Annotated in this window: 20 protein-coding genes and 4 pseudogenes; 10 read left to right on the top strand and 14 right to left on the bottom strand. The window is 68.7% G+C overall.

Features of this window, described 5'->3' with window-relative positions; translation table 11 throughout:
* Window positions 1-134: 134 nt before the first annotated feature.
* Window positions 135-770: a TetR/AcrR family transcriptional regulator gene (locus tag ACIA8E_RS05185; protein WP_399294719.1), complete on the bottom strand. Its 636-nt coding sequence runs from the start codon at window positions 768-770 to the stop codon at window positions 135-137.
* A gap of 136 nt (window positions 771-906) precedes the next feature.
* Between ACIA8E_RS05185 and ACIA8E_RS05180 the strand changes: the two genes are divergently transcribed.
* The 7 genes and pseudogenes from ACIA8E_RS05180 (at window position 907) to ACIA8E_RS05150 (ending at window position 9,359) form a co-directional block, all read left to right on the top strand.
* Window positions 907-2,052, top strand: coding sequence for a VOC family protein (locus tag ACIA8E_RS05180; RefSeq protein ID WP_399294717.1), 1,146 nt, complete (start codon window positions 907-909; stop codon window positions 2,050-2,052).
* Window positions 2,049-2,987, top strand: a complete 939-nt coding sequence (locus ACIA8E_RS05175; RefSeq protein ID WP_399294715.1) for a fumarylacetoacetate hydrolase family protein — start codon at window positions 2,049-2,051, stop codon at window positions 2,985-2,987. The genes ACIA8E_RS05180 and ACIA8E_RS05175 overlap by 4 nt, the downstream gene beginning before the upstream one ends.
* Window positions 2,984-4,618: pseudogene (locus ACIA8E_RS05170) on the top strand (bifunctional 3-(3-hydroxy-phenyl)propionate/3-hydroxycinnamic acid hydroxylase). The gene ACIA8E_RS05175 and the pseudogene ACIA8E_RS05170 overlap by 4 nt, the downstream one beginning before the upstream one ends.
* Window positions 4,615-6,633: an acetoacetate--CoA ligase gene (locus ACIA8E_RS05165; RefSeq protein WP_399294713.1), complete on the top strand. Its 2,019-nt coding sequence runs from the start codon at window positions 4,615-4,617 to the stop codon at window positions 6,631-6,633. Before ACIA8E_RS05170 ends, ACIA8E_RS05165 begins: the two are co-directional and overlap by 4 nt.
* A 148-nt stretch (window positions 6,634-6,781) precedes the next feature.
* Window positions 6,782-7,405 carry a malonic semialdehyde reductase gene (locus ACIA8E_RS05160; protein ID WP_399294711.1) on the top strand — a complete coding sequence of 208 codons (624 nt, stop codon included), beginning with the start codon at window positions 6,782-6,784 and terminating at the stop codon, window positions 7,403-7,405.
* A gap of 362 nt (window positions 7,406-7,767) precedes the next feature.
* Complete coding sequence (locus tag ACIA8E_RS05155; protein ID WP_399294709.1) at window positions 7,768-8,475, top strand: hypothetical protein; 708 nt, start codon at window positions 7,768-7,770, stop codon at window positions 8,473-8,475.
* A gap of 233 nt (window positions 8,476-8,708) precedes the next feature.
* Window positions 8,709-9,359, top strand: a complete 651-nt coding sequence (locus ACIA8E_RS05150) for a TetR/AcrR family transcriptional regulator (protein ID WP_376668750.1) — start codon at window positions 8,709-8,711, stop codon at window positions 9,357-9,359.
* Window positions 9,360-9,587: 228 nt separating this feature from the next.
* Here ACIA8E_RS05150 and ACIA8E_RS05145 read toward each other — a convergent pair.
* The 5 genes and pseudogenes from ACIA8E_RS05145 to ACIA8E_RS05125 form a co-directional block, all read right to left on the bottom strand.
* Window positions 9,588-9,900: pseudogene (locus tag ACIA8E_RS05145) on the bottom strand (MMPL family transporter); the annotation flags it as partial.
* A gap of 69 nt (window positions 9,901-9,969) precedes the next feature.
* Window positions 9,970-10,560: pseudogene (locus ACIA8E_RS05140) on the bottom strand (TetR/AcrR family transcriptional regulator).
* 503 nt (window positions 10,561-11,063) lie between these two features.
* Window positions 11,064-11,393, bottom strand: a complete 330-nt coding sequence (locus tag ACIA8E_RS05135; protein WP_399294707.1) for an NIPSNAP family protein — start codon at window positions 11,391-11,393, stop codon at window positions 11,064-11,066.
* Between the two features lie 309 nt (window positions 11,394-11,702).
* Window positions 11,703-12,137 (bottom strand): SsgA family sporulation/cell division regulator, encoded by a 435-nt coding sequence (locus ACIA8E_RS05130; protein ID WP_399294705.1) that lies wholly within the window; start codon window positions 12,135-12,137, stop codon window positions 11,703-11,705.
* Window positions 12,138-12,449: 312 nt separating this feature from the next.
* Window positions 12,450-12,848, bottom strand: a complete 399-nt coding sequence (locus ACIA8E_RS05125) for a hypothetical protein (RefSeq protein ID WP_399294702.1) — start codon at window positions 12,846-12,848, stop codon at window positions 12,450-12,452.
* 808 nt (window positions 12,849-13,656) lie between these two features.
* Between ACIA8E_RS05125 and ACIA8E_RS05120 the strand changes: the two genes are divergently transcribed.
* Entirely contained in the window at window positions 13,657-14,721 is a 1,065-nt protein-coding gene (locus ACIA8E_RS05120; RefSeq protein WP_399294699.1) for a biotin/lipoate A/B protein ligase family protein, read from the top strand.
* A 150-nt stretch (window positions 14,722-14,871) separates the two neighbouring features.
* Here the strand turns inward: ACIA8E_RS05120 and ACIA8E_RS05115 are convergent.
* Both ACIA8E_RS05115 and ACIA8E_RS05110 read right to left on the bottom strand, forming a co-directional pair.
* Window positions 14,872-15,418: pseudogene (locus tag ACIA8E_RS05115) on the bottom strand (histidine kinase); the annotation flags it as partial.
* The gene (locus tag ACIA8E_RS05110) at window positions 15,379-16,833 is read right to left on the bottom strand and encodes an amidase (RefSeq protein WP_399294696.1); all 1,455 of its coding nucleotides are present in this window, start codon (window positions 16,831-16,833) and stop codon (window positions 15,379-15,381) included. The gene ACIA8E_RS05110 and the pseudogene ACIA8E_RS05115, both read right to left, overlap by 40 nt.
* Before the next feature lie 201 nt (window positions 16,834-17,034).
* Between ACIA8E_RS05110 and ACIA8E_RS05105 the strand changes: the two genes are divergently transcribed.
* Window positions 17,035-17,736 (top strand): hypothetical protein, encoded by a 702-nt coding sequence (locus ACIA8E_RS05105; RefSeq protein ID WP_399294693.1) that lies wholly within the window; start codon window positions 17,035-17,037, stop codon window positions 17,734-17,736.
* A 135-nt stretch (window positions 17,737-17,871) separates the two neighbouring features.
* Here the strand turns inward: ACIA8E_RS05105 and ACIA8E_RS05100 are convergent, their stop codons facing one another.
* Window positions 17,872-18,225 carry a hypothetical protein gene (locus ACIA8E_RS05100; protein ID WP_399295067.1) on the bottom strand — a complete coding sequence of 118 codons (354 nt, stop codon included), beginning with the start codon at window positions 18,223-18,225 and terminating at the stop codon, window positions 17,872-17,874.
* A gap of 223 nt (window positions 18,226-18,448) precedes the next feature.
* Between ACIA8E_RS05100 and ACIA8E_RS05095 the strand changes: the two genes are divergently transcribed.
* Window positions 18,449-19,222 carry a hypothetical protein gene (locus tag ACIA8E_RS05095; protein ID WP_399294690.1) on the top strand — a complete coding sequence of 258 codons (774 nt, stop codon included), beginning with the start codon at window positions 18,449-18,451 and terminating at the stop codon, window positions 19,220-19,222.
* On the opposite strand, the gene ACIA8E_RS05090 is transcribed toward ACIA8E_RS05095, so the two are convergent.
* The 5 genes from ACIA8E_RS05090 to ACIA8E_RS05070 form a co-directional block, all read right to left on the bottom strand.
* On the bottom strand, window positions 19,194-20,753 hold the full coding sequence (locus ACIA8E_RS05090; protein ID WP_399294687.1) for an NCS1 family nucleobase:cation symporter-1: 1,560 nt from the start codon (window positions 20,751-20,753) through the stop codon (window positions 19,194-19,196). The genes ACIA8E_RS05095 and ACIA8E_RS05090 overlap by 29 nt on opposite strands.
* Before the next feature lie 109 nt (window positions 20,754-20,862).
* A complete protein-coding gene (locus ACIA8E_RS05085) occupies window positions 20,863-21,861 on the bottom strand; it encodes a TIGR03842 family LLM class F420-dependent oxidoreductase (RefSeq protein ID WP_399294684.1) in 999 nt (332 codons plus the stop codon).
* Window positions 21,862-21,872: 11 nt separating this feature from the next.
* A complete protein-coding gene (hydA, locus tag ACIA8E_RS05080; RefSeq protein WP_399294681.1) occupies window positions 21,873-23,273 on the bottom strand; it encodes a dihydropyrimidinase in 1,401 nt (466 codons plus the stop codon).
* Between the two features lie 645 nt (window positions 23,274-23,918).
* A complete protein-coding gene (locus ACIA8E_RS05075; RefSeq protein WP_399294678.1) occupies window positions 23,919-25,202 on the bottom strand; it encodes an aspartate aminotransferase family protein in 1,284 nt (427 codons plus the stop codon).
* Window positions 25,199-26,041: a nitrilase-related carbon-nitrogen hydrolase gene (locus ACIA8E_RS05070; RefSeq protein ID WP_399294677.1), complete on the bottom strand. Its 843-nt coding sequence runs from the start codon at window positions 26,039-26,041 to the stop codon at window positions 25,199-25,201. Before ACIA8E_RS05070 ends, ACIA8E_RS05075 begins: the two co-directional genes overlap by 4 nt.
* Window positions 26,042-26,047: the final 6 nt, after the last annotated feature.

Here is a 26,047-nt window from a genome sequence, read left to right as displayed (position 1 = left end):
AGAGCCACCCTCGGCGGACCGCCTGCGCGCCCGCCTGGAATCGGGTCGTCGCCCCAAGGCGGACGGTCAGGTCGGTGATTCGGCGGCGCAGCGTACGTTCGCTGAGGCCGAGTTGGGGGGCTATCCCGGAGCTGTCAGTCGAGGGCGGGCAGGGAACGCCGGGTGACCTCATGGGCGTCGTCCGCCGGAAGGCCAAGCATGCGCAGGACCATTTCGGCCAGGTCGGAGGCGGTCTCGTCGCCGTCGAGGTCCGGGCGGGCCAGCCTCAGCGCCACGAGGGACAGCAGGGTCCCGCCCAGGGCGGACAGGGCGGTGGTCGCGTTGCTGCAGGTGAAGCGGCCCGAGGCGATGCCGATCTCCAGGTCGCGCAGGGCCCGCGGTGACAAGCCGCGGTCGGCGTGAATGTAGGCCAGACCGCGATCACGCAGGATCCGCATGAGCTCCGGGTGAGAGTCGGCCATCCGGGCGGTGAGCCGGAAGCCCGCGGCGACTAGTTCGGCCGGATCTTCGATCCCTTCGACACGGTCGTCGATGACCTGCCCGAACTCCTCCAGGGCATCCGTCACCGCGGCGTCGAACAGCTCCGTCTTGGACTCGAAGTGGTTGTAGAAGGAGCCGAAACCCACGTCGGCGCGCTCGGCGATGGCCTGGATGCTGGCGCTGGTGTCCCCGGTCTCCGCGAGGATCTGCCGGGCCGCGCGGACGAGCGCTTGCCGGGTCTCGGCGCGGCGCCGCTCGAAACGGTTCTTGGTCAGGGCTGACGTCGGCATACGGCGAGTGTAACAACCGTTACGATCAGTCTGCCATTACTGATGAGATTATCAATTATTTGACCCGAACCCATTGACGATGAGCAAGTCAAAGTTGATGATTTTCTCATTACGGCAATGTTGCTTGGAGGACACCATGTCCCACACCCCCGTTAACAGGGCCGCTCCCCCGACGCCCCACCAAGACCTTCACAGTGAGCAGGGCGCCCTGCGCGGAGAGCACCCCGGACGTTCCCGGAATCCCGTGATCAAGGTGGCGGATCTGGCCTGGCTGGAGTTCGAGAAGCCGGACCTGGACCAGGCCGAGGTGTTCGCGCGTGACTTCGGGTTCGCGATCGCCGCCCGCACCGAGAAGGAGCTGTGGCTGCGCGGCACGTTCGCGGGCTCACCCTGCATGGTCATCCGGCTGGGGCGTGCGTCCCGGTTCATCGGGCCGGCGTTCCGCGCGGCCGAGCGGGCCGACCTGGACCGGCTCGCCCGCGCCACCGGCAGTACCGTGCGGGACATCGACGTACCTGGCGGTGGGCAGTCGGTCGCCCTGCTCGATCCCTCCGGCCTGGCGGTCCGGGTCGTGTACTGCGCCGAGCAGCTGCCCGCGCTGCCCGAGCAGCAGCCGCTGATCCTCAACTTCGGCACCGAGCCCCGTCGTACGAACACCGCCCAGCGTCCGCCCCGTGAGCCGTCCCGTATCCAGCGCCTGGGCCATGTGGTGCTGGAGACTCGAGTGTTTGCCCGCACCCTGAACTGGTACCTGGACACCCTCGGGATGATCGTGTCCGACTTCCTGTTCCTGGACGGGCAGCGCGGGCGCGGACCGACCATGGCGTTCATCCGGTGCGACCAGGGGGGCGTGGCCGTCGATCACCACACGCTGGCCCTGCACCTGGGGCCCGGAACCGGCTATGTCCACTCCGCCTACCAGGTCACCGACCTCGACGCGATCGCCGTCGGCGGTGAGTACCTCGCCGAGCGCGGCTACCGGCGCAGCTGGGGGATCGGCCGGCACATCCAGGGCAGCCAGCTCTTCGACTACTGGCGCGACCCCAACCACTTCATGCTGGAGCACTTCGCCGACGGCGACCTGTTCTCCTGCGACCTCGAACCGGGCTGGGCGCCGATGTCGGGGAGCGGCCTGGCCCAGTGGGGCCCGCCGGTCACCCGCGACTTCCTGGGCACCAACCCGTCTCCCGCCAAGCTCCGCGAGGTCATGACGGCCCTGCGCGACGACAACGAACTCGACCCCGCACGCCTGCTGGGCCTGATGAAAGCGATGAGCTCATGAGCACCAACGTTATGCGCACCACCGACGGCTGGTGGGTCGTCCGGGACGAGCGCGCCGTCCGTATCGAGACCAAGGCAGTCACCACTGTCGATCTGCTCGCCGACCGGGACGCGGTCCGCGAGGCCGCCACCTCCGCCGAGAGCGGCACGCCCGTCGCCGACCTGGTGGCCCTGCCTCCGGTCACGACCCCCTGCCGGGTGGTCGCACAAATGGTCAACTACCGCAGCCACGCCAAGGATTCGGGCTTCACCGGCGACATCCCGCCCACCTTCTTCCGCAAGGCGTCCGGCTCCGTCAGCGGCCCGCACGAGGAGATCGTCCGCCCCTCGCACGTAAAGTTCCTCGATTACGAGGTGGAACTCGCCCTCGTCATGGGCGCACCTCTGCCCGTGGGCACCGTCGTGGAAGAGAGTGACCTGCCGCGCTACGTCGCCGGTCTCGTCCTGACCAACGATGTCAGCGCCCGCGACGTCCAGTTGACCAAGACCCAGTTCTACGAGAGCAAGTCCTACCCGACATTCACACCGACGGGTCCGTACCTGGCCCTGCTGGAACCCGAGGACTTCGCCCACCTGCTCAACCTGCGGCTGCGATTGTCGGTCAACGGCGAGCCGCGCCAGGACCGCACGCTCGCCGACATGATCGTACGACCCGCGCAGGCCCTCACCCTGCTCGCCCGCTTCCAGACCCTCGATCCGGGCGACCTGCTGCTGACCGGCACGCCCGGCGGCACGGCCCTGAAAGCCCCGCCCAAGGCTGTCGAGAAGATCGCAGCACTGCTGCCGCCCGCCCTGAAGTGGAAGGCGTTCTTCAACAGCCAGGCCAAAAACCCCCGTTACCTGCGTAATGGTGACCTCATCACCGCCACGATCGCCACCCCGGACGGGCGGATCGACCTCGGCGAGCAGCGGACCTCTGTGACGGGCACCCCATGAGCGCCGCATCCCGGACACCCGTGGTGATCATCGGTGCGGGACCCGTGGGGGTCACGGCCGCTCTCCTGCTCGCCCGACGCGGAGTGCACAGCGTCGTCCTGGAGCGCCACCGGGACGTCTACCCCTTGCCGCGCGCCGTTGTCGTGGACGACGAGGTCCGCCGGATCCTGCAGAGTGTCGGCGTCCACGAGGAATTCGCCGCCCTCGCCCGCCCGGCACGCGGGCTCCGGCTGCTGGACGCCCGGCACCGCGTGATCGCCGAATTCGCGCGGTCCCCGCAGGGACATCACGGCTTCCCGCAGACCAGCATGTTCGACCAGCCCGAGCTGGAACACCTGCTGCGCGACGCCCTGGCGAACCGCCCCGAGTGTGAGCTGCGGGGCGGGGTAGAGGTCGTTTCCGTCAGCCAGAACGCCGATGGAACAAAGGGTTCGGCTGGTCCGGTCCGGGTCACCTTCCGCCGCGACGGCAGCGACGAGGACGAGCACCTTTGAGCCGATGCCGTCCTCGGCTGCGATGGCTCAGGCAGTGTCACCCGCGACGCCATCGGCGCCACATGGGAGGACCTGCACTTCGAGGAGAGCTGGCGAGTCATCGACGTGCGCACCAGCCGCCGGGTGCGGAGCTGGGAAGGCGCCGAGCAGATCTGCTGCCCCACCCAGCCGGCCACTTTCATGCGCGTCGGCGAAGACCGCTACCGCTGGGAGTTCCGGCTGCCCGACGATCAGCACCTGGACGGTCCGGACGGGCTGGAGCGCCTGCGCGAGCTGGTCGCCCCCTGGATGGACCTGCCGTCTGATGCCTCCCCGGGCGACGACTTCGAGGTGATCCGGCAGGCGCAGTACACCTTCCGCGCCCGCCTCGCCGACCGGTGGCGCCGGGGACGCGTCTTCCTGCTGGGCGACGCTGCCCACCTCACCCCGCCCTTCATCGGGCAGGGGCTGTGCACGGGCCTGCGCGACGCCCACAACCTCACCTGGAAACTCGCCCGGGTCCTCCAACAAGGCGCAGACGAAGGGCTGCTGGACACCTACGAGCACGAGCGCAAGCCGCACGCCCGCCACGTGATCCGCGTCGCGGTCGCCGTCGGCTGGGCCATGACCGGCGGCCAGGACCGCGCCGCAGCGCTCCGCCGGGCCGTCGTGGGCGCAGCGTGCCGCATCCCCGGCGTGACCGCGGCGGTGAGCCGCGACCTCAGCCCCGCCCTGGCCGCCGGTCCGCTGGTACGGCGCCGCCCCCGGCTGACCGGCCGTGTGCTGGCCGGCACCTTCTGCCCGCAGCCCTGGGTTCAGCGCGACGGCAGGCGAGTGCGCCTCGATGACGTCCTCGGGGACTCCTTCGCCGTCCTGACCGCCGTGCCGCCAACCCCGCAGGTGACGGCTGTGGCCACGGCACTGGGCGCATCCACGATTCACATCGACGACCTGGGCGACGACGGCGCCCTGGCCACCTGGCTGGCACGCGGCCGAGCCGACGCCGTCCTGCTGCGCCCCGACCGCGCCGTGATGGACACCGTCCCCATCGGCACCGGCGATTTCACAGACACCGCTGTCTGGGCCCCCCTGCTCCACACGGCCCGCCATATCGCCGATGCCCGGCCCGTCCCTCCGCCGAGGAGCCCCACACCATGACCACCCCGCACCCCACGCCGTATCCGGAAGCTTTCTTCATCCCCGACCCGAAGACGGCCGCCCGCAGCCGTATCGCGGACTTCGCCCGATGGGCGGCCCGCCACCAGGGCACCGAAGGGATCCAGGACCCCACCGACTACCAAGCCCTGTACCACTGGTCCGTCACCGACCTGGAGGGGTTCTGGGAGGCGGTGTGGGAGTACTTCGCCATCGACGCGACGACCGGGTACGAGCGAGTGCTGGCCGAGGACACCATGCCCGGCGCCCGCTGGTTCCCCGGCGCTACGCTCAATTACGCTCACCACGCGCTGCGTAATTGGCAGCCGGACGCTCCCGCGATCACCGCGCTGGACGAGACCGGAGCCTGCTACGAGATCACGGGCCGTGAGCTGCGCGCCCGGGTCGCCTCCGTCGCAGCCACCCTGCGCGACCTGGGCGTCGGACAGGGCGACCGGGTGGTGGGTTACCTGCCCAACACCCCCCACGCCGTCATCGCCTTCCTCGCCACCGCCAGTCTCGGCGCGGTGTGGTCGGTGTGCGGCCAGGACTACGCACCCAAGGCCGCCGCCGACCGCTTCGCTCAGCTCGAACCCACGGTGCTGATCACAGCGGACGGCTACCTCTTCAACGGCACGGCACACGACCGTCGGACCGCCTCGCTCGAACTGGCCCGCGCCTTGCCCACGCTGAAGGCCACGGTGCGCGTGGAGCACGTGGGCCTTGCCTGGCCCACGGGCGGGCACCCGGGGCTGACGGTGCCCTGGGAGGACGCGGCCACCCGCACCGAGGACCTCGTTTTTACCCCGGTGCCGTTCGACCACCCTCTTTGGGTGGTGTTCTCCTCCGGCACCACCGGCCTGCCCAAGGGCATCGTCCATGGCCACGGCGGGGTCCTGCTCGAGCACTTCAAGATCCTCGGCCTGCACACCGATCTGGGTGTTGGGGACCGCCTGCTGTGGTACACCACGACCCACTGGATGATGTGGAACCTGGTCGTCTCCACCCTGCTGACCGGTGCCACCACCTGCACCTACGACGGCAGCCCGGCACCGCAGGCGCGACCGGACATCCTGTGGGAGCTGGCGGACCGCCACAAGGTCACCGTCTTCGGCACCAGCCCCCAGTACCTGCTGGCCATGGCCAAGCTGGGCATCGAACCCTCCGTGCACGACGTGTCGGCCATCCGCGTCATCGGCTCCACCGGCTCCGCCCTGCCCGCATCCGCCTACCCCTGGGTCCGCGACCACGTGGGCGCAGGCATCCAGCTGGCGTCCACCAGCGGCGGTACGGACGTCGTCTCCGCCTTCGCCGGCAGTGCCCCCACGACCCCCGTCTGGGCAGGGGAGCTGTCTGCCCCCAACCTGGGCGTGGCACTGGCCGCCTACGACGCCACGGGCACCCCTGTCCTCGACCAGGTCGGCGAACTGGTCGTCACCCGCCCCATGCCGTCCATGCCGCTGTACTTCTGGAACGACCCCGACGGCAGCCGCTACCGCAACGCCTACTTCGGCGCCTACCCCGGCGTGTGGAACCACGGCGACTGGATCACCCTCACCTCGCACGGCTCGGTGATCGTCCACGGCCGCTCCGACGCCACCCTCAACCGCAACGGCGTGCGCCTGGGCAGTGCCGACATCCATGACGTCGTCGAACGCCTCCCGGAGATCACCGAGGCCCTCGTCATAGGCGCGGAGGAACCCGACGGCGGCTACTGGATGCCCCTCTTCGTGGTCCTCGCCGACGGGGTCGGCCTGGACGACTCCCTGCGCGACCGGATCCGCGACGCGATCCGCGTCGGCGCCTCACCCCGCCATGTCCCCGACGAGATCCTCGCCGTGCCGGCCCTCCCGCACACGAAGACCGGAAAGAAGCTCGAGGTTCCCGTCAAGCGCCTGCTCCAGGGCGCCCCCGTCGAGCAGGTCCTGAACCCCGCGGCGGTCGACAACCCTGATCTGATCGCCTACTTCGCCCGCCTGGGCGCGGAGCGGAACAAGCGGTCAACACGCCTCACATGACATCGGCCAGGGGGCCACAGGCCCACGTGACAGCACCGGGTCGCTGTGCCCCGCCCGGCTCCGCAAACCCCGTCCCCACCGCGTGGTGCCGAGGCGGTCAACCCGCCCCGGCACCACACAATTCGCATAACCAAGTAAGAGAGAAACCATGAACATGACCGACTACGAACCGCAGGCCCTCGACGTCCTTGACGATGCCGGGCGAAAGGTGCTGTTCACCGAGGCCCGCACCGCGAATACCTTTGCCACAACGGATGTTGCCGACGACGAACTCGCCATGATCTGGGAACTTGCCCGCTGGTCGCCGAGCGCCGCCAACGGTCAGCCTCTGCGCGTGCTCTTCGTGCGCACGCGCGAGGGCAAGGAGCGCCTGGGCCGGCATCTCGACGAGGGCAACAGGGCCAAGACGCTCAGTGCGCCGGCCGTGGCGATCCTGGCGTACGACGTCGACTTCCACGAGCAGATGCCGACAGTCTTCCCGGCTCGGGGCGACATGCTGCGAGCGGCCTTCGCCGACCAGGTCGAGAAGCGCGAGAGCATCGCGGCCTACAACTCGGCTCTGCAGACCGGGGTCTTCCTGCTCGCGGTGCGCGCGGCGGGGCTCGCGGCGGGTCCCATGGCGGGCTTCGACAGGGCCGGCGTGGACGGGGAGTTCTTCACCGGTACCAGCTGGCGTTCGCATCTGGTGGTCAACATCGGCCACCCTGGTGCCGACCCGTGGTTCCCGCGGCTGCCCCGCGTGCCCGTCGAGGACGCCGTCGCCTGGGTCTGACGGCCCCTGCCGCCGCCTGGGCGCGCCGGAACGGAAGTCCGAGCAGCCCGAGAGTGGTCGGCGGTAAGACGTGCCATGCCGTGGGCGCCGGTGCTCTCCTGCGTGCGGCGCCCACTTTTCTCCCCTGCCCGAAGTAGCTGTGATGGACTTCCTGGAAGCGACCGCCCTCATGGCGGCCCTCAACGAGTGGCTACAGCCTGCTGAGGCACCTCCTCGCCAAAGACTGAGGTTTCCCTGCTCGGGCGCCGGGCTTTAGCCGCGATTGCAGCAAATGTGCCACTGCAGGCCGAGACCACCCTGACTGGCTGCAGGCCCATGGGCAACGGTTAGCGTGCCCCTCCTGAGGCTGGCACACTGAATGTGTGTCCCCGCTGATGACCGCTGCTGATCAGCATGCGTTCTCATCGATTTCTGGCGCCGCCGTCGTGTCGGTCTGCGCACTGGTCTTCACCGTCGCCTCATTCTGGTGGCTCAATTCCAGGCAAGGGCGCCTGAAGTCATGGGAGCCTCATTCTTTTGCGGCGACTTTCACCTCCTCTCTGGTTCGCCTGCGGCTACCGCTCGTCCTTCACAACACCGGTGCCAAGCCGATAGTTGTACAGGATCTCAGGCTCACCTTCCCTGATGAGCCCGCCTCTCATCTACCACTCCTGTGGATGTCTTCACCGTCTCGGCTTCAACCCGGCCCGGACGAGGAAACGAAGTTGCCAGCCGGGTTCGTCGTGGCCGGCAGAGCAGCTCAACAACTCTTCATTGAGTTTGAGGCACCGTTTCCTGGGCTCGTTCCAGAGGCCCGAGACTACAAGGTCCAAGTTCAAGTGAGGGTTGGCCACAGAAAGGGGTGGCGCCCGCTTGTGACGTTCACCTTGAGAACCACCAACATCATTGATCCCGTCCGGTACGCCGTCTACAACAACGCACCTCTTGAACTGACGAAGGAGGATCAGCAAAAGGCAGACGTCGCGCTCCTGGAGCTCTTGGACAAGCAGGAGAAGGACGCTTCCGCCCAGGGTGAGGCCAAGCAGCGAGACTCCTCGAGCGACGACGGCAACGCCGGTACCGATCTGTAGGCGGAACATGCTCATGAGCTCGGCGAGGACAGATGTGTCGCACTGCATGTACGACACGTCCTGACGGCTTTGCGCCCGTGCAGGTCGGCCAGGTTCTCCTCGTCCTCCCGGCTCACAGCCTGCTGGCGGGGGCCGCCATCGAGCAGCTCACTACGGCACCAGGGGAATGCGGCGGTTCTCGTTCCGAGTTTCCATATGTCGTACGTAACCGTTTCAGTGGTACCATACGACGTATGGAAAAGGTGAGGAAGGCCCCCCGGGGGACCAGAAAGAGGGACGTCCCGCTTACCAAGGACGGCATCTACGCCATGGCGCTGCAACTCATCGACGCCGATGGGGTCGAGGCGCTCACCATGCGCAAACTCGCGACCGCGCTGGATGCGAACCCTATGTCGCTGTACCACCACGTACCGAACAAGGAGGCGCTGCTGCACGGCGTGGCCGCGCGCGTCGGATCACAGTTCCGCGAGGGGCAGCGGGAGGACATTCCCTGGCAGGACCGCATGCGCCAACTGGCCCTGGACTTCCGTGCCTTGGCGCACCGCCACCCCAGGTTGATGGAGTACTCCTTCGCACGCGCCGACTACGTCCAGCCGGAAGACCCCTTTTGGCGGGGACTCACCGAGACACTGGCCGCCGCGGGACTGCCAGCCTCGGCAATCCCGCGCGTCGCTGCCTCCCTGTGCGCGGTCTTCACGGGGCTGCTGCTCAGCGAACTGACCGGAGCACTCCAGCGCTGGGCCACCCTGCCGCCGGCACCAGCCAGCACCGACGGGGAAGACGCGCCCCCACCCGCGACGCACGTGGTCGACGCGACGTTCAGCTATGCGCTGGACGCCACGATCGCTGGCTTGGAAAGCCATCTCGCCCGCAGGGAGCCGTGACGGAGCAAGCGGCTGACGTGGGCTCCCCTGACGCACACTTCTCCGCCGCCACAGTGCCTGCGCGCTGAGGCGGCAAAGCGGCGGCCGTACGCGGCGACGTACCGTCCCTGGTCAGTCACCTGCCCCCATGCGCGACCGCGCCACGGCCGGAGGGCAGATCGCCGCTTGCCCGGTCGCCCTTGGCCTTCTTGCGGCCGCCGCCGAGCAGCTTGCTCCTCACGCCGCGGGCAGCACCTCCCTGCCCGCGTCTCCGAGGAGCGCCGGAATGAGGGTGAGCGCGATGAGGACCGCAATGACGACTGCGTCGGCGGCCCAGCCCGCCGCCTCCTCGCGCTCACGGCCCTCGGCGAGCTCGGCGCGGTAGCGGGAGACACGTAGTCGATGCCGACGGCGAGATCGAGGCGAGGATGGAGGTGGCGGAGCCCAGCGCGGACGTGTTCGCCAGCGCGGTGATCGTGGAGATACCGATGCCGACGCCGATCAGTGCGGTGAACAACAGTCCAGCCGCTATCCGCAAACCGAAGGTGATCACCGGCACGACCGGTGTCATCAGCCGACGACGTGAGCGGCCGAGTCGGATGCTGCGAGAGGGGTGCGGGGCCCCGGGATGTCAGGCGCCGAGGGCGGGGAGGACCACGGCGTCGATGTACGAGGTGAGGAATGCCTGCGTGGGCGGCTGGTTGTCGATCAGCCCCCGGACGACAAGGGCGCCGACCAGCATTTGCGGTACCTACTCCAGCGTGGGGTTGTCCGCGCGGATCTCGCCCCGCTCCACGGCCCGCCGCAGCATCCGGTCGAGGCCGATCGTCTCCGGCTCGAACAACAGCTCACGCAGGGCGCGCAGAAGATCGGCGTTCTCGCGCACCGCCATGGCCAGGCCCCGCATCAGCGAGGTGTCCTGCTCCATCCGGCAGTCGTCCGCATGCATGACCATTTCGTGGAAGTCGCCCCGCAGGCTCCCGGTGCCGATCTCGCCTATGCTCACCGGCTTCTGGTGCCTGAGCGCCTTAACGACCAACTCCGGCTTGCTTCCCCACTGGCGGTAGAGGGTGGCCTTGCTGGCCCTGGCGCGGACGGCCACGGCGTCCATGGTCAGGGCGTCGTAGCCGACCTCCCGGAGCAGATCGAGCACGGCCGCGTAGAGCTCGGCCTCGCGCGCGGGCGTGATCCGGCTGCAGCGCACCGTTGCGGCATCAGCCATGCTCATCCACTCCGTTCCGAACGAAACCGTCTTGTACAGCAGCACTATCGAAACGAAACCGTCTCGTACATGGGCTATGTCGCATCCGCCCCCGAATCACCGTCCAGAAGTCCGTCGGAAGGGCCGGTGCGGCAGAACGCGCCGGCGCGGCAACGGTCTGGCCGGTGACCGGCCTCCCGGCGTAGTCGGGGCTTCGGCGAGGCCGAGCCATTCAGCCGGCACATCGGCGACCACACAGCCGTCGACATTCCACTGCACTACAAGGCCGGCGACATGACGGCTTGAGCCGCGTTCCGACACGGACTCAAAGGTCGCCGGAATCGTCATCCTGCCGCCCGATGCCAGGCCCGACCGTCGGCGGCGACCGACTCTTTCAGGGCATCGCCGTCCACGCCGGGGGAACGTGTGCGTCAGGTGATGCAACAACGGGCCACTTGATCACTGACCGGGGCACGCAGATCGATCTTCGGCTGTGTGGGTCACTTCCTGCGGCTCGGTACCTGTCACCGCAAGGGTGAGGCGGCGGTGGGCGTCAGTACGGATTCGGCGACGCCGACGATCTGGCTGATGTCGAAGCCCTCCATATCCGCGCGGAATTCTGGACTGGACAGGTACGCCCCCAGTCGCTCCTGCACGTCGTCGGCGTCCGTGTAGGAAACGAGGGCGTACAGCTGGGGCGCCTCACTCTCGAGAGCCGTGGGCACCGTCCAGATGCCGTGTGTGGTGATCCGGTGCTTGGCCATACCGGGAATGTGCTTGGACCAGATGGCCTCGTAGGCGACGAGCGCCTCAGGGCTGCACAGTGTGTAGACACGAAGCTGATACTGGGACATGAACACTCGTTCCTTTTCTACTGAGCATGGTTGTCATTGGTGAGGGCATGACGCAGTGGAGGCTGTGTCCGGATCCTCCGTCCGGCGACAGCGGACGAAGAGGCGCGCAACGGATCGATTCGGCAGGCTAAGGGCTGTCCCGTAATCCCTGGCGGGCGCACGACGACAGCTACGGCACCTCGCTGCGTTGTCGGAACGCCCGAATACGCCCAGTATGAGGACGCTCCTCCGCCTTGCGATGCACCGCATCCGACGCCGCGCGCTGATCCACCAGGGATCACGGGACAGCCCTTAGTTGGGAGGCCTCTCTCAGCCTTCTGCACGCAGGTTCGCCAGTTCGATGTCCCAGTCGATGTGTCCGGACTCGGCGCCCCGTGGCACCAAAGCCTCGGTGTTCTCCAGGAAGGTTTTGACGTCCTGCACGGGAACCTCGAGCAAGGCGGTGCCCGCGGAAGACCCGAGGGTGATGTACATCCCTTGGCCACCATGGCCAGTGGCCGACCAGATCCGGATGTCCCCATCGCCTGCGGAACCGCTCAGGCCATCAGCCAGAAGATCACGCCCCAGGACCCATTCACCCGGATCGTCACTGTGGGTGAAAAAGGTGGCACGAACGACATAGGGATCACTGGGCTCGTACCGCAAGCGCATGCACAGCGGTAGCGAGTAGTCGCGCGTGACGACAAGCTGCGCGGCCACCTCCTGCACCACGGTCCTCAAGGATTTCATCGGCTTCCACTCCACGGCGCCTCTGCCTCGGCTGCGCCCCGCCGTCGGGCGGCAGGATTCAACGAGGGAGAGGGGTTACAACAGGACCCGGGTGCCGGACGGTGTCGGCGGACCCCAAGATTCGTGACGTCGGCGTCGCTGGGCGAGCGAGCCCGCTACGCATGGTTGATGTCCGCCGGCTGCGTGAAAGGCAGGCCCTCACACAGCCAGGCGCCTGGGCGACGGTCAAAACCGCTGGCCCTCCGGACCAGCGATCACCCCCCTGCCTCCGGCAGGCATCACGGCGAGGCGCGTGGCTTGGGCTTGCGGGCACAGGTGGCGGCTGTCTCAGTGGTCGTTGTGGTTGTGGTTGTGGTTGTGGTGGTGCCAGTCCTGGCCGTCGTGCTCGTACCGGTTCCAGTGGTACTGGTACGACCTGTCGAACTTCCAGCCGCATTCGGTGTCATCCCAGCGGTAGCAGTGACCATCGCGGCCGTACCGGGCCGAGTCGATGACGCGGTCGTCGTGATGCCAGCCGCGGACTCCGTCCCAGCAGTAGCCCTGCTCGATCAGGTAGCTGACACCGTGGTCCCAGCGGTAGTCGGTGGCCTTGACGCTGACGGCCGGACGCTGAACGTGTGCGAAGTCAGGAGTCGCGGCCGAAGCGGTGCCCCCGGCACCGAGAACGGCAACACCCGCCACCACTACGGAGGTAGCAGTGACAGAGAGGCGCTTCTTGAGCTTCATGGTCATTCCTTCCGGATTGGTGCAATCTGCACCATCAGTTGCTTGTGCAGGCGGTGTGATGCGCCTGGCGTCCTCGGAGAATGCCTTTCCATACGATGTATGGAACTGCCCTTCATTAGTACCATACGATGTATGGAAGTGTCGAGGGTGGTGAGTGGCCCGCACTTTCGGCCTCCTCTGGCGGCGTCTGCCGGACCTGGGTAGGCAAGTGGGGCAATAGCTCAATGACAGTCGGCAGGCGATTGATCGCGTCACCTTGGCCGTATCGGCATTGGGTGTTCCGGTCTCCGCGGTGCTCGTCACGGTGAGCTGCAGGCGTAACTAACCGGCGATCAGTCGGAGGTGCCGGTCACGTTTGCGCATCTGCCGCAGGTCTCCGCTGTCTGGCAGCTGGTGCGTGGCTCCAGCCGACGCCAGAGACACGCAGCGAGGCGGGCTGATTTCTCGGGGTCCGGCGTTGCCAGGCCCCACCAAGTCTGGCGATCATGCGGGCATCGGCCGGGGCGGGACCGGCTCCACCCCCGACGCCCTCAACGCCGTCGTGCGCGAAGTCGGCGTCCCCCTCACGGCCACAGCCCGTACTAGGCAGTAGTCGCCTGTGGGCCGGCTGGTCGGTGCAGGTGCTTGCCAAGGCCCCGTGACTCAAGCGACCGCACCACCAACAGCCCGCTGCTCGGCACACGGACCAGGGCACGATAGCGGAGCCGAAGGTGTGAAATGCCGGTTCGGATTAATCCCTCACGGTGGCAGCGTTATAGGTGATCAGAGCCGATACGTCGAGGAGTCGGGCATCTTTGGAGGCACGGCCGTGCACGGTGAGTACAAGGTCCCCGGCGGCAAGCTCGTCGTGGTCGATCTGGACGTCGAGGGCGGCGCGCTGCGCAACGTACGAGTGGCCGGGGACTTCTTTCTCGAGCCCGACGAGGCCATCCTCGCGATCGACGCGGCCCTGGAGGGCGCCCCGGCCAACACCGACACCGCCGGGCTCACCGCCCGTATCGACGCGGCACTCCCCGCCTCCACCGTGATGCTGGGCCTGACCTCCGAAGGCGTCGCCGTCGCCGTACGCCGGGCCCTCGCGCAGGCCACCGAGTGGAGCGACTACGACTGGCAGCTCATCCACGAAGCCCCCCAGTCCCCCGCACTCCACATGGCACTCGATGAGGTCATCACCGCCGAGGTCGCGGCCGGCCGCCGGCCGCCTACGTTGCGGGTCTGGGAATGGGCCTCCCCCGCCGTGATCATCGGCAGCTTCCAGTCCCTGCGCAACGAGGTCGACCCGGCGGGCGCCGATCGTCACGGCGTCACCGTCGTCCGCCGCATCTCCGGCGGCGGCGCCATGTTCGTGGAGCCCGGCAACACCATCACGTACTCGCTCTCCGTCCCCGACGCCCTCGTCTCCGGCCTCTCCTTCGCGGACAGTTACGCCTACCTCGACGACTGGGTCCTCGAAGCTCTCGGCGACATGGGCATCAAGGCCTGGTACCAGCCGCTCAACGACATCGCGACCGACATCGGGAAGATCGCCGGAGCGGCCCAGAAACGCGTCGTGGGCCCCGGCGGCGGGCCCGGCGCCGTGCTGCACCACGTCACGATGTCCTACGACATCGACGCCGACAAGATGCTCGATGTCCTGCGCATCGGCAAGGAAAAGATGTCCGACAAGGGCACCAGGAGCGCCAAGAAGCGCGTCGATCCCCTGCGCCGGCAGACCGGCCTGCCACGCGAGACTGTCATCGACAACATGATCGAGTCCTTCCGCAAGCGTCACGGCCTCACCCAGGGTGCAGTGACCGCTGAAGAGTTGGCGCAGGCGGAAGAACTCGTGCGCATCAAGTTCGGCACTCCCGAGTGGACGGCACGAGTGCCGTAGCAGTTTCCGGCTTGCTCCGAAGCTGTGTCGCCCCAGCCAAGTACTCACAGGTCAGGTCCTCTTGCTGTCACCGGAGAAGCATCGTGGTGTTTCGCCGTACCACCTTCGTGGAGCCCGGCAGCCCTCTCACATCGCGAGCAGCGCCGGCTACACCTCGCTGCCCCGCCTGTGCGCCAGATGGACAGCAACTCCCGCCTGGAGCTTGACGATCGAGATGGAGTGGGTCAGCGAGTCGCGCAGCTCCCGGGCGATCCGGCTCCTCACCGGCCCGGCGCAGCGCCGTCTCCTCCCGGTTGCGTTCGGCGTCGAGCGCCCGCTGCTCGGTCCGGCGGAGATACGCCTGCCAGTTCTTGTCGATGAGTCCGGTGACCCCTGCGCAGAGGAACCAGCCGAGCAGCAGCGTCCGCTCGACGGTGTCCTGCGCGCCCGGAGCGGAGACGATCAGGACAGTGAAGTACCCGGCGAGGAAGAGGGCGCCCGCGGCGATACCCCCCGTGCGCCGTCCGCCGCGCGCCGCCGTATGCACGGCTGCCTCTCCGACGTCACCCGGGCCTCGATGATGGACACCCTGCTGCCGTACGAGACCGCGGAAGGCGTACTGCTGAGGGCGGGGGTGTGGGTGGTCGGCGACCGCCTGCCGCTCCGACCGGCGGTGTGTCAGGAGACCGCGTGGGCCGGCGGCCGGTGCTCGTACCACCGCTGATCGGCCTCCAGCTGGGCTGCCAGGGAGATCAGCAACTCCTCGCTGCGGGACGGGCCGAGCAACTGGGCACCGACGGGAAGTCCGTCGGGCGTGAACCCGGCCGGGACGTTGATGCCGGGCCAGCCCAGCACGTTCCACGGCCAGGCGTACGGGCACGCCTCGGTGATCGCCACATCGGTACGCCAGGCGCTCAGGCCGTCGAATGCGCCGATCCGGGGTGGGGGCTCGGCGGTCGTCGGGGTGAGCAGCACGTCGTACCCGGCCCCGGCCGGGGAGGTCCGGAAGAGCCTGCCGATCCTGCGGTGCTGGCGAACCTCCCGTGCCCTGGCCGCTCGCACCACCCGGCCGCCGAGCCGGGTGCCGGTGCGCAGGGCGCTGCGGGTGCGCGGGTCGAGGAGGGCCGGTTCGGGGTGGAGCGCGGCGAGTTCGGCGATCCCGGCGGTGGCGCGGGGGAGGAAGCCGAGGCCGATCAGCCCGTAGCGCGGCCTGGCCTCCTCGACCTGGTGGCCGAGCCGGGCGAGGGCCTCGGCGAGCGCGGTGACGGCCCGTCGTACGGCCGGGTGGGGGGCCGAGCCGGTGAGGGTGAGCGGGGGCCGCCAGGCGAGGGCGATCCGCAGCCTGCCCGGGTCGCGCCCCGCGGCGGCCGAGGCGGCGACGGGCGGCGGCCGGTGCAGGTCGTCGGGGTGCGCTCCGGCTACGGCGTCGAGCAGCAGTGCGGCATCGGCGACGGTCCGGGCCAGCGGGCCGTTGACGGTGAGACCCTGGAAGGCGTCGTGGTGCGGGTGGACGGAGATCCGGCCGCGCTGCGGTTTGATGCCGATGAGATGGGTCCATGCGGCGGGGATCCGGACGGACCCCGCGCCGTCCGAACCGAGCGCGGCAGGCACCAGCCCGGCGGCGACGGCCGCCGCCGAACCTCCGGACGAACCGCCCGGGGTGTGCCCGGTGTGCCACGGATTACGGGTGGCGCCGAAGGCGGGCCCTTCGGTGAAGGGCCACTGGCCGAGCTCGCAGGAGTTGGTCTTCCCGACGATCACGGCCCCGGCGGCGCGCAGCCGGCGCACGACCTCGCTGTCCTCGGCGGCCGCGGGCAGATCGCCGCGACAGCCGAAGTGGGTGGGCATCCCCGCGATATCGGTGTCGTCCTTGACCGCGATCGGCACCCCGAGCAACGGCAGCCGCTCACCGGCGGCGAGCCGCCGGTCGGCTTCCGCCGCCTCGGCCAGCGCGGACGTGGCACGCAGGTGACGGAAGGCATTGAGAGTGCTCTGGCTCGCATCGATCCGTGCAAGGGCGGCGGACACCTGCTGTGTCGAGGTGGTCCGGCCGTCGGCCAACGCCCGTGCGGTGTCGGCCAGTCCGGTCGAATCGGTCGGCTCGGTGAGTTCCACGGCTTCAGCTGAGGACATGGGGTGCCCGCCTCCCGCATATCGGTGCGTGTCCGCACCTGACGGCTCGTACAGACTTACTGGAGGGTAACGAGTGGAGGCGGTCCACTCAACCGATCCACGCGGAGTGCGGGGCGTGGCGCTGAGTGTCAGTGCCGGTTGCTACGTTCTCCGACAGCGGGCCGAGGCAGCGCGCAGCACACAACGGGGCAGGTGGGGCCAGTGGGAACAGTCGTCGAGAGGGCGTTCCGGGGAGAGTTCGAGACGCACCTGACGGTGTGTCCCGATGCCCATACCGTCAGCGGTGCGCGACTGGAGCGCTGGGCCGGTCAGCACGGCCTGAAGCTCACCCGCATCGTCCTGGACCGCGGTGCCGTGCCCGACCAGCCCATGCTGACCGAACAGGGCCGGGGCACCCTCGCCGAGCAGCGGGCCGCCGCCTTGCTGCGGTCCGCCGAACTGCGGGCAGCGGGCTTCCTCGTCGTACGGGTGAAGATCGAAGCGGCTCCACGGAACGAGGACGTACCGCGGACGGCGGACGAGGCGGCCGAGCTGTCGTCGGTCTGCCACTTCGAGCACCACATCAAGCTGCTGCTGTCGGGTGAGCCGGAGGTGGCCTCGGCGCGGGCTGTCGCCGAGCGGCACAGCGCGCATCTCTCCCGCAACGCCCGTCGCGCCGCCCGGCACGGACGCCACGAACGGTTCGTCACCCAGCGCTGCCGTGGCGTCGGCCGCCCGGAGGCCCGTGCCCGACTCGACGACCTCCTCGGTGCGCTGACCGCCGCCGGTCTCGAAGTGGCGGAGGTGGAGGAGGAGTTCGTGGTGCACGACGACCATCCGGCAGTGGACGCGGGCTGGATCGACGAACGGACCGAGCAACCGGCCGAGGAGCGAGACGAGCGGCGGCCCGGGGTGACCGTATGAGCACAGCGGACCGGCCGTTCCCCGGCGAGCTGATGTCCCGGTGGACGGGTCGGGGACCGTCTCGGGGCCGGTACCCGCGGCGGCGCACGGCCTCTGCCACCACAGGTACCGGACCCACTTCTTCCCGTACACGCCTTACGGCTGGACGCTGATCTCGCCGATCCCGGTGCCGAGGCCGGCGCAGTGTGCGGTGGACTGGCCGGACTGGCCCGGGTTGAGGGTGACGTGTTCACCGTCCACGTCCGGCGACCAGCCGCAGACCAGGTGCACCCAGAAGGTCCGCGCCGTGGTGCCGTTGTTCCGGCACAGCGCGTATCCCGTGTAGTCGTCGATCTCGTGCTTACCGGTCTCGCAGGACAGACCGGGCGGCGTCGCCATGGGCGTGACGGCGGTGGCCGTGGTCGCGGGTACCGCGAGGGCGGCGGTCGCCCCCGCGACCACAGCGCCCCGCAGCAGGGCCCTGGACACACTCCCCATGGACGTGGACATCGACAGGAACGGCTTCATTTTTCGTTTTTCTCCTTCGCGGTCACGAACTCGGTGCCCCGACACCGTCCCCCACCGTCCGTGACCAAAAACGAGGCAGGACCTCACCCTGTGTACGCGAGTGGGGGTTGCGAGCCGAAATCGCGGCCGATGGCGCCGCGGCGTACGCTCAAAAGGTCGGACCGCGAACCTGAACGGTCCGACAGCCCCTGCCGAGGGAGGCGACGTGACCGGCCCACACATCGGCATGCGAACGACCGCCTGGGCAGCGACCGTCATGCTCGGTCTCACGAGCGGCGGCGTGCTCGGCGCAGGTATTGCGCGGGCGGACGACCCCATCGACACACTCTCCGCCCGGCAGATCGCCGACCGCTCCAGCGACGCACTGCGGGGCGCGCGTTCGGTGCACCTCAGCACCCGCAGTACGCCGGCCGACGGCGGCGCGCCGACGACCCTGGATCTCATCGTGGACGGGGCCGGTAACTGCACGGGTTCGGTGGGCCTCGGCGGGAAGCAGGGGTCCGTGCGGATCGTGAAGCGGGGCGACACTGTCTGGATCAAACCGGATGCCCAGTTCTGGAAGAACCGGGACCCTGGCGTGGGCTCCGCCTTCGCCGCGATTCTCGCCGGGCGCTATATGAAGGGCTCGGCCTCGGACTCGCGGCTGAGCGGCCTGTCGAGCGCCTGCGACCTGGCCACGTTCCAGAAGGTGGTCAGCGACAACGCGAAGACCGACAAGGGGACGCTGACGAAGGGAAAGAAGACCACACTCGCCGGGGCTCCGGTCGTCCCGCTGGTCCGGACATGGCACGGTCAGAAGGTGACGATGTATGTCGCGGCCACGGGCAAGCCGTATCCGCTGAGGATCGATGTGACGGGCGGCTCGCCGAAGGCGGACGCGACCGTGGGCTTCTCCGCCTTCGACAAGCCGGTGCCCACGACCACGCCGCCGCCGGACGAGACTGTCGGCATCAATGCGCAGGAGACCCGTTCGACCTGACGGCGGGCCTGCCGCTGAGCAGCACGTACAGCACCAGTGAGGAGGCCAGGCCGACCGCCCAGCCGTAGTCCGCGAGCGGCTTCAGGAACGGGATCAGGCCGTCCGCCGGGAACGGGCCCTTGCCGGGGGCCGAGTGGGAACCGCCGATCGCGAGGATGCCGCCGACGGCGAAGGCCACGACGGCGCGCCAGTTCCAGCCTTGCGTGTACCAGTAGCGGCCGCCGGGGCGGTAGAGGTCGGCGAGGTCGAGGACGGTGCGGCGGACGATCCAGTAGTCGGCGATCAGAATGCCCGCGACCGTACCGAGCAGACCTCCGACCAGGCCGAGCCAGGTGAAGATGTACAGCTCGGGGGTCTCGGTGAGCTTCCACGGCATGATCAGGACGCCGACGACACCGGTGATCAGCGCGCCCGTACGGAAGTTGATGAGCTTGGGGGCGAGGTTGGCCAGGTCGTACGCGGGTGACACCACGTTCGCCGCGATGTTGACGGAGATCGTCGCGACCAGCACCGTCACCAGGGCGTAGAGCAGACCGAAGACGTTGTCGGTCCTGGCGACGAGCTGGACCGGGTCCCAGATCGCCTCGCCGTACACGGCCTGCGAGCCGGAGGTGACGAGGACCGAGAGGAGCGCGAAGAGGGTCATCGTGGTCGGCAGGCCCAGCGACTGGCCCCAGACCTGGGCGCGTTGGCCGGCGCCGAAGCGGGTGAAGTCGGGAATGTTGAGCGAGAGCGTGGCCCAGAAGGCGATCATGCCCATCAGGGACGGGAAGAAGACCGGCCAGAAGTCCGCGCCCCAGCCGAGCTTCGACGGCTGGTCGAGCAGCGGGCCGAAGCCACCGGCCTTGACGGCGACCCAGATCAGCAGCACCACGGCGCCGACGATGACGAACGGCGCCGCCCAGTTCTCGAACCGGCGCAGGGTGTCCATCCCCCGGTAGATGATGGCGAGTTCGAGCACCCAGAAGAGGACGAAGCAGAGCCAGAGCGTCCAGGGCTGTCCGCCGATCTCGGAGGCGCTCGCCCAGCCGCCGAAGATCTTCCCGAGCAGGGTGAAGATGCCGACGCCGCCGATCCAGGTCTGGATGCCGAACCAGGCGCAGGCCACCGCGGCGCGGATCAGCGCGGGCAGATTGGCGCCGCGCAGGCCGAAGGAGGCGCGGGCCAGAACGGGGAACGGGATGCCGTACTTGGGTCCGGCGTGGCCGGTGAGCAGCATCGGCCCGAGCACGATCAGGTTGGCCAGCGCGATGGTGAAGACGGCCTGCTTCCAGTCCATGCCGAGGGCGACGAGGCCGGAGGCGAGCAGCCAGGACGGGATGTTGTGGGCCATCCCGACCCAGAGCGCGGCGAAGTTGTACGTGGTCCAGTTGCGCCGCTCCAGGGAAACGGGCAGCAGGTCGTCGTTGACGAAACGGTTGTCGACGGGGACGGCGCCGGGTGCGAGTTCCACGCGTCCTGACAGGTCCGCTATCAGGTCCTGCGATGGGGTCGGTGGAGTCGGCGGGGTGGGTGGGGCTGTCGATGCCATGGCGGCTGGACCCTTCGCTCGGGAGCGGTGCCGTGCGGGGCTGTGGGGCGCGGGGGTGTGGCGACGCGGGGGATGGGGTGTGACGACGCGGGGGATGCGGAGAGGCGGGTCAGGACAGTGCGGGGATGATCTCGGAGCCGTAGGCGTCGATCGTCGCTTCACGCGCGTCATGCATGTTGTAGACCGCGAACTGGTCCACGCCCAGGTCGCGCAGTGCCTGAAGCTTCTCGATGTGCGCCTCGGCAGGGCCCAGCAGGCAGAACCGGTCGACGATCTCGTCCGGCACGAAGGCGGTGTCCGGGTTGCCGGTACGGCCGTGGTGGCTGTAGTCGTAACCGGACCGCCCGGCGATGTACTCGGTGAGGGCCTCCGGGACCAGTCCGGAGTGTGCGCCGTACCGGGACACCAGGTCCGCGACATGATTGCCGACCATCCCGCCGAACCAGCGGCACTGCTCCCGGGCATGGTCGACATCGTTGCCGACATAGGCGGGGGCTGCGACGCAGATGGTCACGGCCTCCGGGTCGCGGCCCGCCTCCGCCGCCGCGTCCCGAACCGCCTTGATCATCCATTCGGTGAGGTACGGGTCGGCGAGCTGGAGGATGAATCCGTCGGCCTTCTGCCCGGCGAGGGCGAGCGCCTTCGGACCGTACGCGGCCATCCAGACAGGTAGTTTGCCGTCCTTGATCCACGGGATCTGGACGCTCTGCCCGTCGACGGTCGCCTCCCGGCCCTCGGCGAGGTCGCGGATGACGTCGATGGCCTCGCCGAGGCGGGCCAGGGTGTTGGGCTTGCGTCCGGCGACCCGCATCGCCGAGTCGCCCCGGCCGATTCCGCAGACGGTGCGGTTGCCGTACATGTCGTTGAGGGTGGCGAAGGTGGAGGCGGTCACCTCCCAGGTGCGGGTGCCCGGGTTGGTGACCATGGGCCCGACGACGAGGCGTTCGGTGTGTTCGAGGATGCGGCTGTAGATGACGAACGGTTCCTGCCAGAGCACCGCCGAGTCGAAGGTCCACCCGTAGCGGAACCCGTTGCGCTCGGCGCGGCGCATCAGGCCGACGACGGCGGAGGCGGGCGGGTCGGCCTGGAGGACGAGTCCGAAGTCCATGACAGGTGCTCCTAGTCCAGATACTGGCTGGTGGCGCGCGGGGTGTACATGCCGTGGCCGGCGCGACCCGTGAACTTCCGCTGGTCGATGACGACTTCGCCGCGCGAGAGGACGGTGTCGACCTGCCCGGTGAGCCGCTTCCCCTCGTACGCCGAGTAGTCGACGTTCATGTGATGGGTCTCGGCGGAGATGGTCTGCTCGGCGTGCGGGTCGTAGATGACGACGTCGGCGTCGACGCCCGGGGCGATGGTGCCCTTCTTCGGGTAGAGACCGAACATCCGGGCCGGGGAGGCGCAGGCGATCTCGATCCAGCGGCGGCGGGAGATACGGCCCTCCACGACCGCCTGATGCAGCAGGTCCATCCGGTTCTCCACACCAGGCATCCCGTTCGGGATCTTCGAGAAGTCGCCGCGTCCCATCTCCTTCTGACCGGAGAAGCAGAACGGGCAGTGGTCGGTGGAGACGACCTGGAGTTCGTTGTTCCGCAGGCCCCGCCAGAGCGCCTCCTGGTGCTCCTTGGGGCGCAACGGGGTGGAGCAGACGTACTTGGCGCCCTCGAAGTCCGGCTCGGCGAGGTTGTCGGTGGAGAGGAACAGGTACTGCGGACACGTCTCGCCGAAGACCGGAAGTCCCTTGTGGCGGGCGGCCGCCAGTTCGGCGACGGCCTCGTCGGCGGAGACATGCACGACGTACAGCGGGGATCCGGCGACGCGGGCGAGCTGGATGGCGCGGTGGGTGGCCTCGGCCTCCAGCGCCACCTTGCGGACGTCGCCGTGGTAGCGCGGGTCGGTGCGGCCAGCGGCCAGCGCCTGCTCGACGAGGACGTCGATCGCGATGCCGTTCTCGGCATGCATCATGATCAGCCCGCCGTTGCCGGCGGCCCGTTGCATGGCCCGCAGGATCTGGCCGTCGTCGCTGTAGAAGACACCGGGGTAGGCCATGAACAGCTTGAAGGACGTGACGCCCTCCGAGACCAGCAGGTCCATCTCCCCCAGCGTGGACTCGTTCACGTCGGAGAGGATCATGTGGAAGGAGTAGTCGACGACGCAGTTGCCGTCGGCCTTCGCGTACCAGGCGTCGAGCCCCTCGCGGACCGCGCGCCCCACGGTCTGGATGGCGAAGTCGATGATCGTGGTGGTGCCGCCCCAGGCGGCCGCCCTGGTCCCGGTCTCGAAGGTGTCGGCCGCGTAGGTGCCGCCGAACGGCATCTCCATGTGGGTATGCGCGTCGACACCGCCGGGGATGACGTACTTGCCGGTGGCGTCGATGGTCCGGTCGGCGGTCCAGCTCTCGGCCGTGTCGGTACCGTGCGCGGCGAGTGCGGCGATGCGGCCGCCCTCGATGAGTACGTCTGCATGGAGTTCGTCGGACGCGGTGACGACAAGGCCGCCGTGGATGACGGTGCGGCTCATGTACCCCTCCTCACTGTGGCGGAATGGGTCTACGCACGTAGACAAGGTGCGTGGTGAAGAACGTAGAAGTGGGTTACCCACTGTGGCAATACCACTGCGGCTAACCGCTGAAGTCGTTTCCGTTTCCGGGCATGGCGTACACCGTCGGCCCAAAGCCGACACCGCGTCACGTCGTATACATCGGTGCGTCGATGAGCGAATCCACCGCACGCCACGCGGCGAGGCGTGCCGGGGCGCCACGACCGGAGAAGGACGACGACGCCCCGGCTTAGGACCTCTCGTTCGGATCATGCAGGGCTCGCAGGGTCCGGCACGCACATCTGCCGCGTTGTCGTCGGTCTTCCCCGAGCTCTCGGCTTCGCTCGAGCAGGGGAGACCCCATTCGCTCCGCGTGGACTCCTTCCTCCGCCTTGCAGCTGCACGCACCACGGTGACATCAGCCGCTCCGCGGCGGGCCGCTCCCTGATCCAGCCCGATCCGAACGAAAGACCGTCGGCCCGTGATCAGAAACTGATTCATCGCCTCGGCCCGGCGTGCGGCCCCGGGGGACGCCGGATTCAGGCGTCCCCCTTCGGGGCCGTCCAGCGGATCGGGGCCGGACACCCACCCGCCGTGACTCGGGGCCGTGCCGGTGAGTCGGGCCCCTCACCCCGCCGCGTGCAGCGCGTCGGCGAGGATCCTCGCGCCCTCCTCCGCCTCGGCGATGGACAGCGATAGCGGCGGGGCGATCCGCAGCACGCTGGTGTTGTGCCCGCCGCCCTTGCCGATGAGCAGCCCGCCCTCGCGGGCCGCTTCGAGTACGACGGTCGCCGCCTCCGGGTCGGCCTCGTCGGTGCCGGGCTTCACCAGCTCGATGCCGATCATCAGACCCCGGCCGCGCACTTCGCGTACGCACTCCACTCCGGCGCCGATCGCCCGCAGCCGCTCGATGAGCAGTCCGCCGACGCGTCGCGCGTTGCGCTGGAGGTCGTGTTCCAGGAGGTACGAGAGGTTGGCCAGGCCGGCCGCCATGGTGACCGGAGAGCCGCCGAACGTCGAAATGGAGTTGGCGTCCAGGCAGTTCATGACCTCGGCGCGGGCCACGACACCGCCGATCGACATGCCGTTGCCGATGCCCTTGGCGAAGGTGAGCATGTCCGGCGGGCCGTTCCGGTCGTGCGCCTGCCAGCCCCAGAAGTGTTCGCCGGTACGGCCCCAGCCGGTCTGCACCTCGTCGGAGATCCACAGGATGCCGTGCCGGCTGAGCACTTCGCGGAACGCTGCGAACAGGCCGTCGGGCGGGGAGGTGAATCCACCGACGCCCTGGATGGGTTCGGCGATCAGCGCGGCGGCGCCGCGGGTGTGGCCGAGCAGATCTTCCAGATCGGCCACGCACGCCTTGATGAACTGTGCGTCGCTGAGTTCCGCGTACGGTCCTCGGGTGCGGACGCCACCGTGGACGTACAGCGTCTGCAGCGGGGACAGACTCGTGGGCGACCAGGCCTTGTTGCCGGTGATGGAGACGGCCGAGAACGACCTGCCGTGGTAGCTGTTGCGCATCGCGAGGATCTGGTTCGAGCTGCGGTACGTGGTGGCGAGCAGCAGGGCGGTGTCGTTGGCCTCGGTGCCGGAGGTGGTGAAGAAGACCCGGGCGTCCGGGATGCCGGAGAGCGTGGCGATGCGCTCGGCGAGTTCGACCATCGGCCGGTTGAGGTAGAGCGTCGAGGAGTGGATCAGCCGCCCGGCCTGCTCGCTGACCGCCTTGGTCACTTCGGGCAGGGCATGTGCGGTCATCGTGGTGAGGATGCCGCCGAAGAAGTCGAGGTAGCGGTTGCCGTCGGCGTCCCAGACATGGCGGCCCTCGCCGTGGGTGAGCTCCAGGGGGTGCCGGTAGTAGAGCGCGAGCCAGTCGGGGCTGACGGCGAGATGGCGATGGTGGAGACTGCTCACGGCTCAACCAGTCCCTCGTACGCGTCGGGGCGGCGGTCCCGGTAGAACGCCCACTGCTGGCGCACCTCCTCGATGAGACCGAAGTCGAGGTCGCGGACGAGGAGTTCCTCCTCCTTGTCGCTGGCGACCTCCCCGACGAACTGGCCTCGCGGGTCGACGAAGTAGCTGGTTCCGTAGAAGTCGTTGTCGCCGTACTCCTCCTGACCGACGCGGTTGATCGCGGCGATGAAGTATTCGTTGGCGACGGCGGACGCAGGCTGTTCCAGCTGCCAGAGGTAGCTGGACAGGCCCCGCGAGGTGGCTGACGGGTTGTAGACCAACTGGGCGCCGTTCAGACCGAGTTGACGCCACCCCTCGGGGAAGTGCCGGTCGTAGCAGATATAGACACCGACCTTGCCGACGGCGGTGTCGAAGACCGGCCAGCCGACGTTTCCGGGTTTGAAGTAGTACTTCTCCCAGAACCCCTTGACCTGCGGGATGTGGTGCTTGCGGTACTTGCCGAGGTACGAGCCGTCGGCGTCGATCACGGCGGCAGTGTTGAAATAGAAGCCGGACTGCTCGATCTCGAAGACCGGCACGACGATCACCATGCCCGTCTCACGGGCGAGATCCTGCATCCGCAGGACGGTCGGCCCGTCCGGGACGGCCTCGGCCCAGCGGTAGTGCTCGGGCTCCTGGACCTGGCAGAAGTAGGGGGCGTTGAACACCTCCTGGAAGCCGATGATCTTCGCCCCCCGCCGGGCGGCCTCGCGAGCATGCTCCTCATGCTTGGCGATCATGGATTCGGTGTCGCCGGTCCAGGTCGCCTGGACTAGTGCGGCGCGTACGACGTGGGACATGAGCTG

The sequence above is a fragment of the Streptomyces sp. NPDC051664 genome, assembly GCF_044453545.1.
In the GTDB taxonomy this organism is placed as follows: domain Bacteria; phylum Actinomycetota; class Actinomycetes; order Streptomycetales; family Streptomycetaceae; genus Streptomyces.
The sequence above is the reverse complement of the archived record's forward strand: the minus strand, read 5'-3'. Positions and strand labels throughout refer to the sequence as shown.